The organism is Cohnella sp. GbtcB17, from assembly GCF_019091135.1.
Lineage (GTDB): Bacteria > Bacillota > Bacilli > Paenibacillales > Paenibacillaceae > Cohnella.
In genome coordinates this window covers 203,720-219,402 of sequence record NZ_JAGXJW010000003.1, presented here as the reverse complement: position 1 = coordinate 219,402, position 15,683 = coordinate 203,720, and the positions used below count along the sequence as shown (strand labels likewise).

The following is a 15,683-nucleotide window of genomic DNA, read 5'->3' as shown; positions in this document are numbered from 1 at the left end:
CTGTTAACGCGCCGGGTTTTTCGGCATGGCCAGGGCTCTCTCGCCAATCGACTGTCCGGGTGACTGGATGAGCAAGGCGCTCACCACGCCTGCGGCCATCATTCCCGCAAAGACGAGGAAGGGCAGTGGCGCTGAGCCAAGCTCGATCAGCCGAGTGGAAGCGATGGGGCCGCCGCTTGCTCCGATAAATAAGATAAACGTATAGAGCGAGGTTGCGGCGGCTCTATAGGCGCTGCCGATCTCGCCGATCAGCGCGATAAGAGCGGGAACAGCTACAGCGATCCCGGCCACGAAAATAATGCTGGTGACGATATAGGCGGCGACCGAATGCGCCAGGCTGAGCGAGACCAGCCCCGCCGCGGCCAGCAGCAGCCCGCCCCGAAGCACGGGCAGTTTCCCCCATGCCGCACACAGCTTGCCGGAGATCAAACAGCCCGCCATCCCGATTAATCCGAAGGCCCGTACTCCTATAATCTGCATGCCGGTCAAGGCGTACGGCGACCGGCCAAGGAATTCGCCCAGCACGCTGTACATGCCGACGAAGCAAAACAGCAACAAAAAAGCAATGATATAACACAGCCATAAATACGGATTCGACAACGGGCGGATCCAAGGCAGAAGCCGGCTCTTGCGATTGCCGGCAGCCATAGCTCCGGTTCCCGGCACGACGCGAGCGGCCGGCAAATAGAAGGCCATCAGGATCGCAATGGCAGCGTACAGAACGGCGAGCAGGATAAAGACGGCCACCCATCCGAACAGCTCGGAGATGAAGCCCGCCCACAGCTGGCCGAAGATACCGGCCATTAAAAACCCGGTGCTGATCATGCTGATCGCCGCGATTCTTCGGCCGGGCGGGAAGGCTTCGCCTGCATAGGTGAGCGCGACCGGCGAAAAGGTGGCGGCAGCCGCGCCTTGCAGACAACGGATCGCCAGCAGCGCGCCGAAGCTCTGCGCAAACCCCGCAGCCAATGTGGTGGCTGCGAGAACGACGAGCCCGGCGAGCATTACTCTTTTTCTTCCCAACCGGTCCGACAACGGACCGAAAACCAAACAGCCGAAAGCGAAAAAGAGGGAAAATCCGCTGCCGGCCCAGGAGGCCCGTCCGGTAGAGAGGCGAAAGTGTTCGGCGAGTATCGGGACCAAGGGTACGGTCAAATAGAGCGATGAGAGAATCAACAGCGCCGCAGCGAACAGCAAGGCGATGGTCGCCCGGTCGTTGGCCGGCGTACTTGAAGGAGAAGGCTTGCTCTTGTTCATGACTGCTCCTTTATCGATCGGGACATAGTGGCACATGACGTAAACATTAGATCATCAGATGTTTGGCTCTATCAACGTAACGGGTCTTTACTATAGAAGTCAAGTTCTATGTCATATAACATAACGTATATTTAAAATTTGTGCTTGTTTTTCAGAAAACACGCCTATATAATGTGTAACATAACATGACAAACATCAGATGTTTGACGATTGTGTCGATTAATCTAACATCAAATAGGGGGTGCAACGTCATAAGCTCGCAGCCGCTAACGGGAATCAAACCGATTCAAGGCAGAAAATTGGTTGACGAAGTGTTGGACCAGCTGCAGGCGCTGATTCAGTCCGGTCAATACCGAAGCGGAGAGAAGCTGCCGCCGGAGCCGGAACTGATGAAGCTGCTGTCGGTCGGCCGATCGACCGTACGGGAGGCGGTCAAAATATTGGTGCATGCCGGCCTGCTGGAGGTGCGGCAGGGAGACGGCACTTATGTAAGGTCGATGTCCGGAGCGATGGCGACGCTGCAAACTGCCTTGATCCCTCAAAACGATGGACAAATGCTCGAAATGCGCCGCATTCTCGAGATTGAAGCCGCTGGCCTCGCCGCTCTCCGAAGAACCGAGCACGATCTTCAAGCGATGCGCGATAGTCTGGACCGGCGAAGTGAGGCGCTTCGGGACGGGAAGTACTCGGCATACGTCGAAGCGGATATTGCCTTCCACTTGGCCGTAGCCGAGGCGAGCCATAACGATGTGTTCCTCGCATTTTACAAAATGATCGCCTCCGGTCTTCGGGAGCTGCTGAGCCAGCTGATTCTGGATACGAGCCGTTATCAGGACAATACGATTTACCACGAGGCCATTTATATGGCGATCAAGGCCGGCGACAGCGAAGGGGCCAGGAAGTACACGGTGCAGAACCTGGATACGGTCGCGGCCGCCACCCATACGCAAGCGGATCGGGATAACAAATAGTCAACAGGGAGTGGATGGGGCATGCAAGATACGCATTCCGAGGAACAGCAGCTTCAAGTCGGAATCGAAGACAAGCTTACGATCGGGGCCAACATTACTTACGGTATCCAGCATTTGCTTGCGCTGACGGGCATCTTTCTGTTTCCCGTACTCATCGGGCAGGCGCTGGGGCTGGATTCCGGCAAGATCGGCTATATGATCCAGGCCTGCTTCCTGACGACCGGCATCGTGACGATTCTGCAGTCTGGGAAGATGCTGCGTCTCCCCGTCGTTCAGGGGCCTACGGCCGCCTTCTTCGTGGCCGTCATGTCCGCGGGCGCCAGCGTTGGCTTGGGAACCGCGTTCGGTTCGATGGCCGTAGCTGGCATCATCTTCATGCTGCTCGCGATTCCGATCCGCCGGTTCGGACTGATCGGCTATGTGAACCGGTTTATCGCGCCTCCGATCGTGTACGGTACCTTGCTTATTATTATTGGAGCGCAGCTCGCCGACATCGGCTTAAAAAACTGGTTCGGAAGCGCCAACTCCGGCATGAACTTCGCCGCATCCGTCGTCACCGTCGTCTGCGTGCTGGCCTTGATGATATTCGGCGGTAAAACGATTATGCGGCGCGGGGCGCTGCTGTGGGGCATTATCGCAGGTACGATTTTTTATGCGCTGTTCGGCTCCGCCAATTTCTCTGCTGTATCGCATGCCGGCTGGTTCAGCCTGCCGGACCTGTTCCCGTTCGGATTCGGCGTATCCGTACCCGTCGTCATCCTGATGCTGTTAGCCTTTCTGCAGGCGTCGGCCGAAGCGGTCGGCATGTATACGCTGCTGACGAAGTGGGGCAAGCAGAAGCTCGATCCCGAGCGCGTCAACCGCGGTCTGTTCGGCGAATTTCTGGGCTGTACGCTCGGCGCGGTATTCGGCGGACTCGGCACCACCTCCTATCCGGAAAATATCGGCATCGTCCGCGTATCCGGAATCGGCAGCCGTTTCGTAACGATGACGGCCGGTATCATGGCCGTGATCCTCGGCCTGATCCCGAAGGTTGGCATGTTTATCGCCTCCCTGCCGGGACCGGTACTGTCGGCGGCCTCCACTATTCTGTTCGGCATCATCGCCATCAGCGGTATCCAAATGGTGAGCAAAGTCGTCTGGGACGAACTGAACCTCGTAGTGGCGGGTTCTTCCTTCATTATCTCGCTCGGGACGATGTATCTGCCCGCCGACCTCACGGCCGGACTCCCGCTGGCCGTCCAAAGCGTCGTCACGCAGCCGATGCTGATCGGCGTCGTCATGCTGATCGTCCTCAATACGATCGTCAACGTCTGGGTGCGTCCTCGTCTTGCGAAGCGCGAGGCCGGGCATTCAGCGCAGACCGAAGTGACCGCAGAAGCGGTCTAAACCAACTATAACTTTCAGGGAGGCGCTACGATGAAACCACGCGTAAAATGGGACATTCAGCCCGAACGAACAGCCGTTATCGTCGTCGATATGCAAAACGTATTTTGCAAGCCCGACGGCGCGCTCTATGTGCCTCGCGCCGAAGGAATTGTCGGCAACATCAAGGCGCTCAGCGAAGCTGCGAGGGAGGCCGGCATGCCTGTCGTCTATTTGCGGCATATCGTGCGGGGCGACGGCAGCGATACGGGCAGAATGCGGGACATGTACCCGAACGTGAACGAAATCTTGAAGCGGGGAACGCCCGGCGTTGAAATTATCGACGAGCTGGCGCCGCTTCCGCAGGATATTATCGTCGACAAGTTGTTCTACAGCGGCTTCCATGACACCGACCTGGATACGATTCTGCGCAAGCATGACGTCAACACGATCATCATCTGCGGGACTGTCACGAACGTATGCTGCGAGACAACCGTACGCGACGGGGCTCATCTTGAATACAAAGTGATCTTTCTGAGCGACGCGAACGCGGCAATGGATTATCCTGACCTGGGATGGGGAGATATCTCGGCTGAGGAGATCCAGCGTGTCGCCTTGACCGTCATCGCCTACGAATTCGGCCAAGTGTCTCCGACCGCCGAGATCGTGAAGGAGATCCGGTCGAAGACGCGGCTGAAGCAGGCGACTTGACGGAAAGCGGCAATAACAAAAAATACAAAACCCCTTATTCCACTCAATCCCCGGAATAAGGGGTTTTCGCGCTGCGCAGCTCAGCCCCTCCGGAACAGCTCCGGGAAAGCTTCTCCCGCGAACAGATCTCCGTCGCGTCCGCCCAGCAGGCCCACGTTCATGTGGCTGTCGCTGCGCGTGCCGGACTTGTAACGCGTGTCTCCGGTCATCAGATGGACGGCCAGCGAGCGGCGCGGCCGCGAGGTTGTGTTGGGACCGCTGCCGTGGATGGCGAGCGCGTGATGGAAGCTCACCTGGCCGGCCTTCATGGCCATCGGGACGGGCTCGAACGAGGCATCCTCCGGAAGGTCCATGCCCTGGCGCTGCTTTTCCATATCCTGCTCGAAGAAGTCGTTCACGTTCAGCAAGCCCCAGCGGTGGCTTCGGGGAACGACTTGCATGCAGCCGTTGTCGGGATTGACGTCGTCGAAGGCGACCCAGGCGGTGATGAGCGTCGGCTCGGCCGCGCACTGCCAATAGGCGTAATCCTGGTGCCAGCCTACGTTGCCGCCCGCCCTGCGGTCGGGGTTGCCCGGCTTGAACAGCAGCTGGTCATGCCACAGGCGAATGGCGTCGGCCCCCGTCAGAAGAGCGGCGATCTCGCCGATGACGGGATCGGTGGCCAGTGCGCGAAGCTCCAGGTCGGCCCAGTGGGAATTGTCTGTTTTGCGCAGTCCGTTGCCCTTCTCAGGCGTCCAATAGCCGTCGAACGGCGCGCGTCCCGTCTCGAATTGGCCGGCAAATACCCGTTCCATATGCTCGCGCAGCCGTTCCAGCCGAGCTTCGTCGATGAGCTGCGGCGCGATCCAGTACCCGTTCTGTTCGTAAAAAGCGATGTCTGCCTCCGTCGGCAGCAAGTGGTTCCGATCCGACATGTCCGATGCCTCCCGCTAGGATGGTTGCCGCACGTTGTTCCCGTGCGATGCTTCCATCTTAACGCGGGAGATCGGCTGCCGGCTTTGTTCGGCTTCCACCGGAAGTTAACGTTTTTCGTCATTCGGCGACGAGGGATGCCGATAGGCGTAAGGCGATATTCCCGTCTGCCGCTTGAAGAATACGCTGAAGGCATGCAGCGACGAGAATCCTAATTTCTCCGCAATCGACGTGATCGTCTCGCTCGTCTCGGCCAGCCAATACTTGGCGCGGTCGGTGCACAGCATGCGGACGTACTTGCCGAGCGGTATGCCGAACGCGCGCTTGAATTCCCGTTCCAGATGCGTCCGGCTGAGATGCTGTCTCTTGGCCAGGTCCGTCGCGTTGAAGTCGATGCTTGCATGCTCGTGAAGGTATCGAAGCAGCTCCTTCATCGCCGGAGCGAGCGGACCGCCACCCGGATCGCCACCTGGATCGCCGTCAGGCAGGGCGGCTGCGCGATAAAGACGGATGACGCGAACGAGCAGCTGCTGGAACAGGCTCTCCGCCATCAGCGCCGAATGCGGGCCGGGATCTTCGATCTCGGCGAAGACGGCATCGAACAACCGCTTCACCTCGCCGCTGATGTCCTTTACGGTGCGGGCCCGACCGAGCCGGTAAAAATCCGCTTCGAGCTTCTGACGGTATGCCAGCCGGAACCCGGTGTAGTACAACCGGTAGGACGCTCCGAGGGAGGCGCCTTGATGTCCTTCTCCCGGCTTCGTCAAGAACAGGTCCCCCTCACGCACGCGATACATATCTCCGTCGATCGAGAACCAGCCCTGCCCTTCATCCACATAGCACAGCTCGAAGTGCTCGTGCGTATGCCTGTCCACCTGCCAGGTGCTCAGCATCTGGATGCCGATGTACGAAAGGTTGTCGAAATCATGCTGAAAAGGCCGTTCCTCCCGCCGTTCCGAAGAGCCCTGGCTGCCATGGCGCGAGGCGGAAAGCGGCGTTTGATGTGCGGTCATCCCGGTCCCCTCCTAGTCGTGAGGTTCAGCGGTTCAATTATAGGCTTCGGCCAGTCGGACGAGCAAGATGGAATGTTCCCCGGCAGTTGATAGAGAAGGCGTCGTCTGCCCGCCAACTACGCTAAGATCGTCAGGAAAAGTTTTGTATCGACTCGTCGCCGCGAGGGGCATCGCTGAGGTACGCTAGGGTTAAAAATATTACCATATCAACCACTTGAGGAGGTAATTATGAAGAAGACGAAGCTCGGCAAGCTGTTGCTGTCCGGAACGATGTTGACATCGGTCTTATTCGGCTTCACATCGGCCTCGTCGGCCGCGGATCCCGTTGTCATGTCGGGCAATCCGATCATTACGAGCATCTTCACGGCGGATCCTTCCGCCCATGTTTGGAGCGACGGCAGAATCTACCTGTATCCGTCGCACGATATTTTCCCGTCCCGGGGCAGCGATCTGATGGACAAATATCACGTCTACTCGTCGGATAACATGGTCGACTGGGTGGACGAGGGAGAGATTCTGAGCGCGGACGACGTGCCGTGGGGAAGGCCGGAGGGCGGCTTCATGTGGGCGCCGGACGCGGCGTACAAGAACGGGACGTACTACTTCTACTTCCCGCATCCGAGCGACACGAACTGGAACAGCTCATGGAAGATCGGCGTCGCGACGAGCAGCCAGCCCGACTCCGGCTTCACCGTGCAAGGCTATATACCGGGGCTGCCGGGCAGCAACATGATCGATCCGAACGTGTTCCGGGACGACGACGGCACCTACTACTTGTACGCGGGCGGCGGCGGGGTCAGCTACGGGGCGAAGCTCGGGGCCGACATGATGTCGATCGACGGCCCGATCGCGCAGTTCACGGAGCTTCAGGATTATCACGAGGCGCCGTGGGTATTCAAAAAGGACGGCCTGTACTACATGACTTACGCCGACGGCAATCCGGGCGCGAACCGGATGCGGTACGCGACCAGCGCCAATCCGCTCGGCCCGTGGACGAACCGCGGCGTTTTGCTGGATCCGGTCGCGGGCAGCGAGACGACGCATGGCTCGGTCGTGGCGTACAAAGGCAATTGGTACTTGTTCTACCATACCGCCAAAGTGTCGAACAACGGCACGCTGCGCAGCACGAGCGTGGACCGGCTGTACTTCAACGCCGACGGCACGATCCAGAAGGTCGTGCAGACGGAGGGCGGCGTGCCGGCGGTCGGACCGCGTTCGACGGCAACCGAGGTCAAGTACTACGATATCGTCAATGCGAACTATAGCGAATATACCCAGAAGACGGATTACGCGATGAACGCGGGCAACGTGACCTTCGGAGGCGGAGCGACGCGGTCGGGCAGCACGATCGAAAATTTGCATCTAACGGGGTCTTATATTCAACTTAACGGCATTAATGGAGGCGCGAGCGGAGGGAAGGCGCTGTTAACGGTGGAGTATGCATCGGCCGACGGAGGGCCCGCCTTCAAGGTCGACGCCAGCGGAGATCCGTACGGCGACGGCTACTATCTCGGCATGTCCAATACGGGGGGCTGGGGCAGTTATACCGGCGTCGCAAAGCGGCTCATCGACCTCAATCCGGGCGCAAACAACGTGGTGAAGCTGACCGGGGGCATGGGCGGGGTCAACGTATCCAAAGTGAGCATTTCGCTCAAATCGTCTGTCCCGCAGACGGTGACGGAATATCCGGTGACCGGCAGCAATGTGACTGTGGGAGGCGGGGCGACGAAGAGCGGCTCCAGCATCGAGAACATGCACCTTTCGGGCGCATACTTCCAGGTGTCCGGCGTGAACGGCGGCATGGGAGGCAATGCGCAAGTGACCGTCGTCTACGGCTCTGCAGACGCGACATCGACGTTCGGCATGGCGATCGGCAGCAACACATATTCGTTGACTTTGCCTGGAACCGGGGGCTGGAGCAATTACACCGGCAGCGTCAGCAAGCAAGTCGTACTCGCCGCCGGGACGAACAACGTCATCCGGTTTAACGGCGGCGCGGGCGGGGCGAATGTTACGAAGGTGATCGTTACTTTGAATTCGTAAACGGCATTAATCGTACTAGTAACCGATCGCGCATCCGTCTTTCCGCGGATCGGATCCGCCCTGGAACAGTCCGGTTTCCGGATCGACGAATATCCCTTGGTAGCCGCCAACCGCGAAGTCGTCGCCGTCGGACTGTTCCAGGAGCGTATACCCTTGATCGGCAAGCGCTTGGCGGGTCGATTGGCCGATCTCCGATTCCAGGAAGACGCCATGCCCGTAATGGCGGAATCGGGGGGCGTCGCCCGCCGCCTGAATATTCATGCCAAAGTCGATCAGGTTCGCCAGCGTCTGGACTTGCCCCTGAGGCTGCATGTCGGCACCCATTACACCGAAAGAAATTAAAGGTTTCCGGTCTTTCAGCACCATTCCGGGGATGATCGTATGGAAAGGACGTTTACCGGGGTGAAGGACATTGGGATGATTGCGGTCCAGCGAAAATAATGAGCCGCGGTTATGCATAAATATGCCGGTGTCAGGAATGAGGATTCCGCTGCCGAACAAGCTGAAGATGCTGTTGGTCACAGAAGCGATGTTTCCTTTTTTGTCGGCCACGGTCAAGTAGACCGTATCGCCGCCCAGTTGAATGCCGGGTTCGTTGTTCTTCGATCCGGATTGAATGGAATCGGCTAATTGCAGGGCATATGCCTTGGAGAGAAGACGGTCGACCGGAAGGTCGGAAAATTCCGAATCGGCAATATACCGGTCCCGATCGGCGTAAGCAAGCTTTTTGGCTTCAATCAGCAACCGGATATATTCTGCAGAATTATGCCCAATCGCTTTCAGATCGTAGTTCTCCAGTATATTCAGCATTTGAAGCACGACAAGGCCCTGGCCGTTCGGGGGAATCTCCAGGACTTCGTATCCGCGGTAATTGGTCGATATCGGCGCCACCCATTGGGAACGATGTTCCCGCAGGTCCTCCTTGCGCAGCAGTCCCTGGTGTCTCTTCATGTATTCGTCGATTCTAGCGGCAATATCGCCCTCGTAGAAGGCGTCTCTGCCGTCCTTGGCGATTCGATGGAGGGACCGAGCCAAGCCGGGCTGCTTAAAAAGCGTTCCTTCTGCGGGGGCCTTGCCGTCGATTAAGTAGTTTCGGCTGGCCTCCTCGGACTGCAGAAGAAGCCGTTCCGCCTTTTTCCAATAGTAGGCGACCATCTCCGTGACGGGAAAACCTTCTTCGGCATATCGAATGGCGGGGGCCAATACCTCTTTAAAGGTAAGCGTTCCATAGTTTTCAAGGAACTGTGACCAGCCATCGACGACGCCTGGGACTGTAGCGGACAGGATACCGGTGGAGGGGATGCTGGAGAAGCCGTTTTGTTCGTAAAAATCGGGGGTCGCCGCCCGCGGAGCGCGTCCGCTGGCATTCAGGCCTTTGACCTCCTGGTTGTCGGCATCGTAAATCAAGGCGAACATGTCCCCGCCCAAGCCTGTCATCATGGGCTCGACCACGCATAACACGGAGGCGGTTGCGACTGCCGCATCAAAGGCGTTGCCTCCTTGCTGCAAAATGTGCAGCCCGGCCATGGCGGCCAGGGGATGGCTGGTCGCCACCATTCCATTTTGCGCATGCACGACAGAGCGGGTTTGTTTGCGATTGCCCGATGGCCGATCCGCCATGTTCAGTTCCCCCTAAGATTACCAACTGTTGTGACATTCAGCCCTCTAATTTCCGCGTAATATCGATTTACTGTATAGAAGGTATATTAGTGGTTGCGAATGAGGAAGTCATTGGACATGACAAATAAAGATGAGTCGATCTATTATGCACTTTGAATAATCGGATGGCTTAGCTTACGTCTTCAACAGGGTGCGAACCATGAGCGCGACCCTTAATTTCAACACTTCATTCGGATCCTTCAAGCTTCTGCCGAGAATCTCCTCGCACTTGTTCAACCGATAGGACACGGTGTTTCGATGAATATAAAGCTGCTTCGCCGTCTCCGAGATCAGACAGTTGTTCTCCATATAAACGGCGATCGTTTGAATTAAATTCATATCTTCCCTGTCGTTCGAATCGGCCAGACCTTTGAGCGTATTGTCGTAAAATTGCTTTAAATTTTTGTGCGGAATCATCCGCAGCAATTCGGCCAGTTCCTTAACGCGATAGGATTGAACAAATCGTTTTTTCCTGGATTCGTAGCCGGACCGCAACGATTCCAGCGCTTTATGGAAGCATGCCGGAATATCCGTTAATTGTTCGGCATAATTGCCCACGCCAAATGACAGGCTTACCTCCAGATCCTCATAAAGCCGATCTTGAATGCTCCGCAAGATCCCGTTCCAGTCCTGCTCCTCGGATTCCGGTTCTGCATGTGCGTCCTCGACCGGAAGCAGCATCACAAATTGATGGGCTTTCGTAAACAGTATGTACGGCTTTTTTAAGCGGGTAAACCGATCGTCCAGATACTCGTAGATTTGATCCTTGAACTGATTAAAGGAGTCTTCCTGGCCCACAAACTTCTTGCTGTAAATTTCCGTGCTATCGTCGATTCCCGCTACGATACATTTGTAAGCTTGCCTTTTTTGAAGGCCGTAGTACTTTCCGCGATTGATGATTTCCTCATCCGAAGTGATCTGTTCATCCAGAAAATCCGCAAAAAACTCGTTTTTAATCCGTCTCGAGCTTTCTTCCAACGCATACTGCTTCATAAACTCAAACCGCGCCACATTGGCCGCTTGTTCGACGGCTAACACGGAAAAGGGATCGTCCAGCATCGCCCCGAGAACGAGTATAAATCCTTGACGCTGTCGATAGATTTCAATGGGAAATGCGCTCACTGGTTCTTGGTCGGCCAACAGCGAGAAATAGCGGGCGCCATTCGTGCGAATCGACTTCGAGAGGTCGGATAACGTCTTCTTTTTTTGTTGGGAGATCGGATGGGGGGAGCGCGATTGTACCGTCACCTGTCCCCAGTGGTCGATAAGAAGGACCGGGTGCTGAATTAACGTGCTTAAGCTGTTCATCACGCCGGTCATCCCTTTCCCCTCCATGACGATTCGGGAAAAGGCTTGGTGGGTTTCCAGCGCGTAACGTAATTCGTCGGTGCGCTTTTCTAAAATATAGCTGAGAATTTGAGTAGTCAATTCGCCTAACGGAGAATCGAGCGGGATTTCAACGATCGGGAAGTTCAATTCATCGGCCAATTGACGGACGGAGGCGGGAATCTCGGAGATAAAGCGTTTGGTTTTGATGCCGAGTCCGGCACATTGCTTGTCGGCCATCTGCCGCACTAATTCCAGCAGGTCGTTCGGCGATTCCTTAATGGCATAAGCGGTCGTCAGCAATAATTCATTCGGCTTCAAATAATGGATAATATCGGGCGCATCCATCATATTGACGCTTGCTACGCTTCTGTTCATACCGAGCTGACCTGCGGCGATTTTGGCATGCTTGAGAAGAGGCATATGCATGACTTCCGCCATTTTCATAACCGTGTCCCCCCACTGTGCAGGATAGGTTTCCCCTGAATGAATATATCCGATTGTACAACGCGCATGAATATATAGCTATATTTTATTCAAAGCATACAATGACTTCTGAAAAAGGATTCACTACAATGGGGATTATCTTTCAAGTGAATTCTCCCGCAGCGTCAACAAAGCGATATGGAAAGGGGCTCTCGGATGAACATACCGGTTCTCCAGCAGCAGGTCGAAGAATGGGTGCATTGGCTGGCGGCTTACGGCGCTGATCCGGCAGGCGGAGTGACACGGCTATTATATACAGCCTCCTGGGCGGAGGCTCAGCAGGCATTGGAGCAAAAAATGAAAGAAAACGGACTGGACACCTATTACGACGAGGCGGGGAATTTATACGGCAGATTGGCTTCGGCGGATGCTGAGGAAGGGACGATTCTAACCGGATCGCATGTCGATACGGTCAAGCGCGGCGGAAAATACGACGGCGCATTCGGAATTGTCGCAGGTTTATTGGCGCTGCGTTATTTAAAAGAAAACTATGGGCCTCCCGCGCGGAATATTGAAATGGTGTCGTTGTGCGAGGAGGAAGGCAGCCGGTTCCCGCTCACCTTCTGGGGATCGACCAATATTACGGGCACAGCCCCGTTCCATAAAATCAAGCAGATCCGCGATGAAAAGGGGATTTCCTTCGTGGAGGCGATGAACGAGGCCGGCTTCGGTCTGGGGCGATACCGGAACCCCCGGAGAGAAGATATTGTATCGTTCATTGAGCTTCACATCGAACAAGGCGCCATTCTGGAGCGTGAGTCCATACCGATCGGCATTGTCGAACAGATCGTAGGACAAAAACGCTACAGCATTTCGTGCATCGGGGAAGCGAACCATGCAGGGACGACACCGATGGCCTGGCGGGCCGACGCTTTGCGGGGAGCGAGCGAAATGATCGTCGCGATCATGGATGCTGCAGACCGGGTCGGTGCGCCGCTGGTCGCCACGGCGGGGAAGATCGAAGCGGAACCGAACGTATCCAACGTAATCCCGAACAAAACGACCTTCACGCTGGATATCCGGCATCCGCAAGGCGATGCGTTGGACGCTTTCTGCGAAGCTTCGATCGCAGCATGCGATACGATTGCCCGGAATCGCGGCTTGCGGCTGCAGGTTGAAAAACAACTGGATGCGCGTCCGATAGACATGGATGCAGCGCTCGCTCGCCGGATTGAAGCGATCTGTCGGGAGCAAGGTCTTTCTTATAAGCGGATGCCAAGCGGCGCGGGGCACGATGCGCAAATTATGGCCGGACAGTACCCTTCTTCATTGATTTTTGTGCCGAGTCATCGGGGGCTCAGCCACCATCCCGCCGAATATACGGCAGAAAAAGACTTGGCGGCGGGCGTGCGCGTCCTGATTCAATTGCTATACGAGCTGGGCTACGAAAAGGAGGCGAAATAAATGAAATACAGAGACCTCAATCCATCGACGCGAACCATTATGACGCCCGGTCCTGTGGAGGCGGAGCCCCGCGTGCTCCGCGCGATGGCAGCGCCGATCCTGGGACAATTCGATCCCGAGTTCACCACGCTCATGAATGAAACGATGGAGATGATCCGCGAGCTGTTCCGGACGAAAAACCGTTGGGCGTTTCCGGTCGACGGAACGTCGCGCGCCGGAATCGAAGCGGTATTGGCGAGTATCGTCGAGCCGGGAGACCGGGTGCTGATTCCTATTTACGGCAGGTTCGGACATCTTCTTTCCGAGATCGCGGAACGGTACGGCGCGGAAGTTCATAACATCGAAACGTCATGGGGAACTGTTTTTCAACCGGAGGCGATCCTCCGTGCCATCGATCGCGTCAAACCCAAAATCGTCGCTGTGGTTCATGGGGAAACGTCTACGGGATGCATGCAGCCTCTGAAAGAAATCGGCGAAGCTTGCCGCGAACGCGACATTCTTTTTGTAGTCGATGCGGTCGCCTCCATCGGGGGAGCCGATGTAAGGGTGGACGAATGGAAAATCGACGCCGCCATCGGCGGTACGCAAAAATGCTTGTCCGTACCGGCCGGCATGGCGCCGATCACCTTCAATTCGCGCGTAGAGGCGCTTCTTCTGGAACGAAAAAAAATCGAACGAGGACTGGTCGATCCGGGTTCGCCAAAGAGCGCCCATGCGCGGGCCATTCGAACGAACTACTTCGATCTGAGCCAATTGATGGACTATTGGGGCCCCGCCCGCTTAAATCATCATACAGAAGCGACTTCGATGCTTTATGCGCTGCGCGAAGGGCTGCGCATTGTTTTGGAGGAGGGCTTGGAAAATCGGATCGACAGGCACCGGCTGCACGAAAAAGCGCTCGTTCACGGCATCGGGGCGATGGGGCTGGACATATACGGGAATCCGGCTTGCAAGCTCCCGGTCGTTACCTGCATTGCCATTCCGGAAGGGATTGACGGCGAATCTGTCCGTGCCATGCTGCTGAATGATTTTGATATTGAAATCGCGAGCTCCTTCGGTCCGCTGAAGGGTAAAATCTGGAGAATCGGTACGATGGGATACAGCTGCCGAAAGAAAAACGTGCTCCACGTCCTGGCGGCGCTTGAAGCAGTACTTCTGCGACATGGAGCTTCCCTTCAGGCCGGTCGGGCTGTTCAAGCGGCATTGGATATTTATCATGCGCAAGCTTGAGAACAGGAGGAGATAAGCGTGGGCGCCTTTAAAGAGCTGATCATCGGCATGCTGCGAACCGGAATATTCGGGTTTGGCGGCGGTCCTTCCGTAATCCCGCTCATCCGCTACGAGGCGGTTTCCCGTTATCGCTGGCTGGAGGACGATGAATTCGGAGAAACGTTGGCGATTGCCAACGCGCTGCCTGGTCCGATCGCCACCAAAATGGCCGCGTATTTAGGATATAAACTGAAGGGGGCGGTCGGGGCGATCGTCGGCGTGGTCGCGCATATTTTGCCGACATGCCTGGCCATGGTCGCGCTGCTCGCGCTTGTTAATGTAGTCGATTACTCCAATACAGTTGCCGACATGATCGCTGCCGTCACGCCTGTTATTGCGGTCATGCTCGGTCAGATGGCCTATGAATTTGCCGAGAAGGCGGTGAAAGGGTTGGGCAAGCTGGCGGGCTGCCTGCTTTTTGTCGCAGCCTTTCTCCTGCTGCAAACGATATCCGTTCATCCGGCTATCGTCATTTTAATATTCCTGGCCTACGGCGCTAGCCATTTTCCATTAAAAAATAAAATGGCTCGTCTGAAGACGAAAAATAAGGGGACGTCCGCATGACGATCTGGATAAGCATCCTTCTGGGTTTCTTTATGGCGAACGTTCTCGGCTACGGCGGAGGCCCTGCATCGATCCCTCTGATGTACGAAGAGGTGGTGAATCATTATCGCTGGCTGACGAACGGCGAATTTTCCAATATGCTCGCGCTCGGGAATGCGCTGCCGGGGCCAATAGCAACTAAAATTGCAGCCTATGTGGGGTACCATGTTTACGGATGGACCGGTTTGTTCCTTGCGTTGTTCGCTGCCGTCTTTCCATCCGCGGTTGCCCTTATTTTGATTTTGAAAGTCATTCAGCGGCATCGGCAATCGGTCGTCGTCAAAGGGATGACTTTATTTGTGCAGCCTGTCATCGCGGTAATGATGTTGGTGCTGACCTGGAAAATGGGGGAGGATTCGATCGCCTCTCTGGGCATTTGGCAATCTCTTGGGATTGCGCTCCTTTCTTTTCTGGCACTGGTCAAGTGGAAGGTGCACCCTGCTTTGCTTATCGTAGCTGCGTTTGCTTACGGCGGGCTTATACTCCCTCATATTAAATGAATGGGAGGCACTCTAGCGCCATGGCCAAAAACAAACCGGCCGCCGTTTCTCCCCTAATGGGAGGAGCGGCGGCTGGTTTGTTTTTAGGCGCATAGGCGGGCGTCCGGGACGAATATGACGCAGCCTGTCATAGGGGGTGACAACAATGGGTGACAATTCCAGTG

At 56.3% G+C, this 15,683-nt stretch carries 13 protein-coding genes; 8 read left to right on the top strand and 5 right to left on the bottom strand.

What is annotated here, in order from left to right:
- Window positions 1-3 precede the first annotated feature (3 nt).
- Complete coding sequence (locus KVT38_RS02500) at window positions 4-1,257, bottom strand: MFS transporter (protein ID WP_217592111.1); 1,254 nt, start codon at window positions 1,255-1,257, stop codon at window positions 4-6.
- Window positions 1,258-1,556: 299 nt separating this feature from the next.
- Here KVT38_RS02500 and KVT38_RS02495 point away from each other — a divergent pair, with 299 nt between their 5' ends.
- Genes KVT38_RS02495 through KVT38_RS02485 form a run of 3 tightly spaced genes read left to right on the top strand, consistent with a single transcriptional unit; the run spans window position 1,557 to window position 4,304 of the window.
- Entirely contained in the window at window positions 1,557-2,228 is a 672-nt protein-coding gene (locus KVT38_RS02495; protein WP_254638919.1) for a FadR/GntR family transcriptional regulator, read from the top strand.
- A 21-nt stretch (window positions 2,229-2,249) separates the two neighbouring features.
- A complete protein-coding gene (locus tag KVT38_RS02490; protein ID WP_217592109.1) occupies window positions 2,250-3,617 on the top strand; it encodes a uracil-xanthine permease family protein in 1,368 nt (455 codons plus the stop codon).
- A gap of 30 nt (window positions 3,618-3,647) precedes the next feature.
- Window positions 3,648-4,304 (top strand): cysteine hydrolase family protein, encoded by a 657-nt coding sequence (locus KVT38_RS02485; RefSeq protein ID WP_217592108.1) that lies wholly within the window; start codon window positions 3,648-3,650, stop codon window positions 4,302-4,304.
- A gap of 80 nt (window positions 4,305-4,384) precedes the next feature.
- On the opposite strand, the gene KVT38_RS02480 is transcribed toward KVT38_RS02485, so the two are convergent.
- Both KVT38_RS02480 and KVT38_RS02475 read right to left on the bottom strand, forming a co-directional pair.
- Window positions 4,385-5,218, bottom strand: a complete 834-nt coding sequence (locus tag KVT38_RS02480) for a phytanoyl-CoA dioxygenase family protein (RefSeq protein ID WP_217592107.1) — start codon at window positions 5,216-5,218, stop codon at window positions 4,385-4,387.
- Window positions 5,219-5,323: 105 nt separating this feature from the next.
- The gene (locus tag KVT38_RS02475) at window positions 5,324-6,229 is read right to left on the bottom strand and encodes an AraC family transcriptional regulator (RefSeq protein WP_217592106.1); all 906 of its coding nucleotides are present in this window, start codon (window positions 6,227-6,229) and stop codon (window positions 5,324-5,326) included.
- A gap of 228 nt (window positions 6,230-6,457) precedes the next feature.
- On the opposite strand from KVT38_RS02475, the gene KVT38_RS02470 reads away from it, so the two are divergent.
- A complete protein-coding gene (locus KVT38_RS02470) occupies window positions 6,458-8,272 on the top strand; it encodes a family 43 glycosylhydrolase (RefSeq protein WP_217592105.1) in 1,815 nt (604 codons plus the stop codon).
- A 15-nt stretch (window positions 8,273-8,287) separates the two neighbouring features.
- On the opposite strand, the gene ggt is transcribed toward KVT38_RS02470, so the two are convergent.
- A complete protein-coding gene (ggt, locus tag KVT38_RS02465; RefSeq protein WP_217592104.1) occupies window positions 8,288-9,892 on the bottom strand; it encodes a gamma-glutamyltransferase in 1,605 nt (534 codons plus the stop codon).
- Window positions 9,893-10,066: 174 nt separating this feature from the next.
- The gene (locus KVT38_RS02460; protein ID WP_217592103.1) at window positions 10,067-11,704 is read right to left on the bottom strand and encodes a PucR family transcriptional regulator; all 1,638 of its coding nucleotides are present in this window, start codon (window positions 11,702-11,704) and stop codon (window positions 10,067-10,069) included.
- A gap of 195 nt (window positions 11,705-11,899) precedes the next feature.
- On the opposite strand from KVT38_RS02460, the gene allC reads away from it, so the two are divergent.
- The 4 genes from allC to chrA are packed head-to-tail and all read left to right on the top strand — an operon-like array spanning window position 11,900 to window position 15,519.
- Window positions 11,900-13,147: an allantoate deiminase gene (gene allC, locus KVT38_RS02455; RefSeq protein ID WP_217592102.1), complete on the top strand. Its 1,248-nt coding sequence runs from the start codon at window positions 11,900-11,902 to the stop codon at window positions 13,145-13,147.
- Entirely contained in the window at window positions 13,148-14,377 is a 1,230-nt protein-coding gene (locus tag KVT38_RS02450; RefSeq protein WP_217592101.1) for a pyridoxal-phosphate-dependent aminotransferase family protein, read from the top strand. It begins immediately after the preceding gene.
- Between the two features lie 18 nt (window positions 14,378-14,395).
- Complete coding sequence (gene chrB / locus KVT38_RS02445) at window positions 14,396-14,980, top strand: chromate efflux transporter ChrB (protein WP_368859043.1); 585 nt, start codon at window positions 14,396-14,398, stop codon at window positions 14,978-14,980.
- Window positions 14,977-15,519 carry a chromate efflux transporter ChrA gene (gene chrA / locus KVT38_RS02440; protein ID WP_217592100.1) on the top strand — a complete coding sequence of 181 codons (543 nt, stop codon included), beginning with the start codon at window positions 14,977-14,979 and terminating at the stop codon, window positions 15,517-15,519. The genes chrB and chrA overlap by 4 nt, the downstream gene beginning before the upstream one ends.
- Window positions 15,520-15,683: the final 164 nt, after the last annotated feature.

Bases quoted from the DNA above. Each gene is read 5' to 3' on its own strand.
- KVT38_RS02500 (WP_217592111.1), bottom strand. From the start codon at position 1,257: ATGAACAAGAGCAAGCCTTCTCCTTCAAGTACGCCGGCCAACGACCGG.
- KVT38_RS02490 (WP_217592109.1), top strand. From the start codon at position 2,250: ATGCAAGATACGCATTCCGAGGAACAGCAGCTTCAAGTCGGAATCGAA.
- KVT38_RS02485 (WP_217592108.1), top strand. From the start codon at position 3,648: ATGAAACCACGCGTAAAATGGGACATTCAGCCCGAACGAACAGCCGTT.
- KVT38_RS02480 (WP_217592107.1), bottom strand. From the start codon at position 5,218: ATGTCGGATCGGAACCACTTGCTGCCGACGGAGGCAGACATCGCTTTT.
- KVT38_RS02475 (WP_217592106.1), bottom strand. From the start codon at position 6,229: ATGACCGCACATCAAACGCCGCTTTCCGCCTCGCGCCATGGCAGCCAG.
- KVT38_RS02470 (WP_217592105.1), top strand. From the start codon at position 6,458: ATGAAGAAGACGAAGCTCGGCAAGCTGTTGCTGTCCGGAACGATGTTG.
- ggt (WP_217592104.1), bottom strand. From the start codon at position 9,892: ATGGCGGATCGGCCATCGGGCAATCGCAAACAAACCCGCTCTGTCGTG.
- KVT38_RS02460 (WP_217592103.1), bottom strand. From the start codon at position 11,704: ATGAAAATGGCGGAAGTCATGCATATGCCTCTTCTCAAGCATGCCAAA.
- allC (WP_217592102.1), top strand. From the start codon at position 11,900: ATGAACATACCGGTTCTCCAGCAGCAGGTCGAAGAATGGGTGCATTGG.
- KVT38_RS02450 (WP_217592101.1), top strand. From the start codon at position 13,148: ATGAAATACAGAGACCTCAATCCATCGACGCGAACCATTATGACGCCC.
- chrA (WP_217592100.1), top strand. From the start codon at position 14,977: ATGACGATCTGGATAAGCATCCTTCTGGGTTTCTTTATGGCGAACGTT.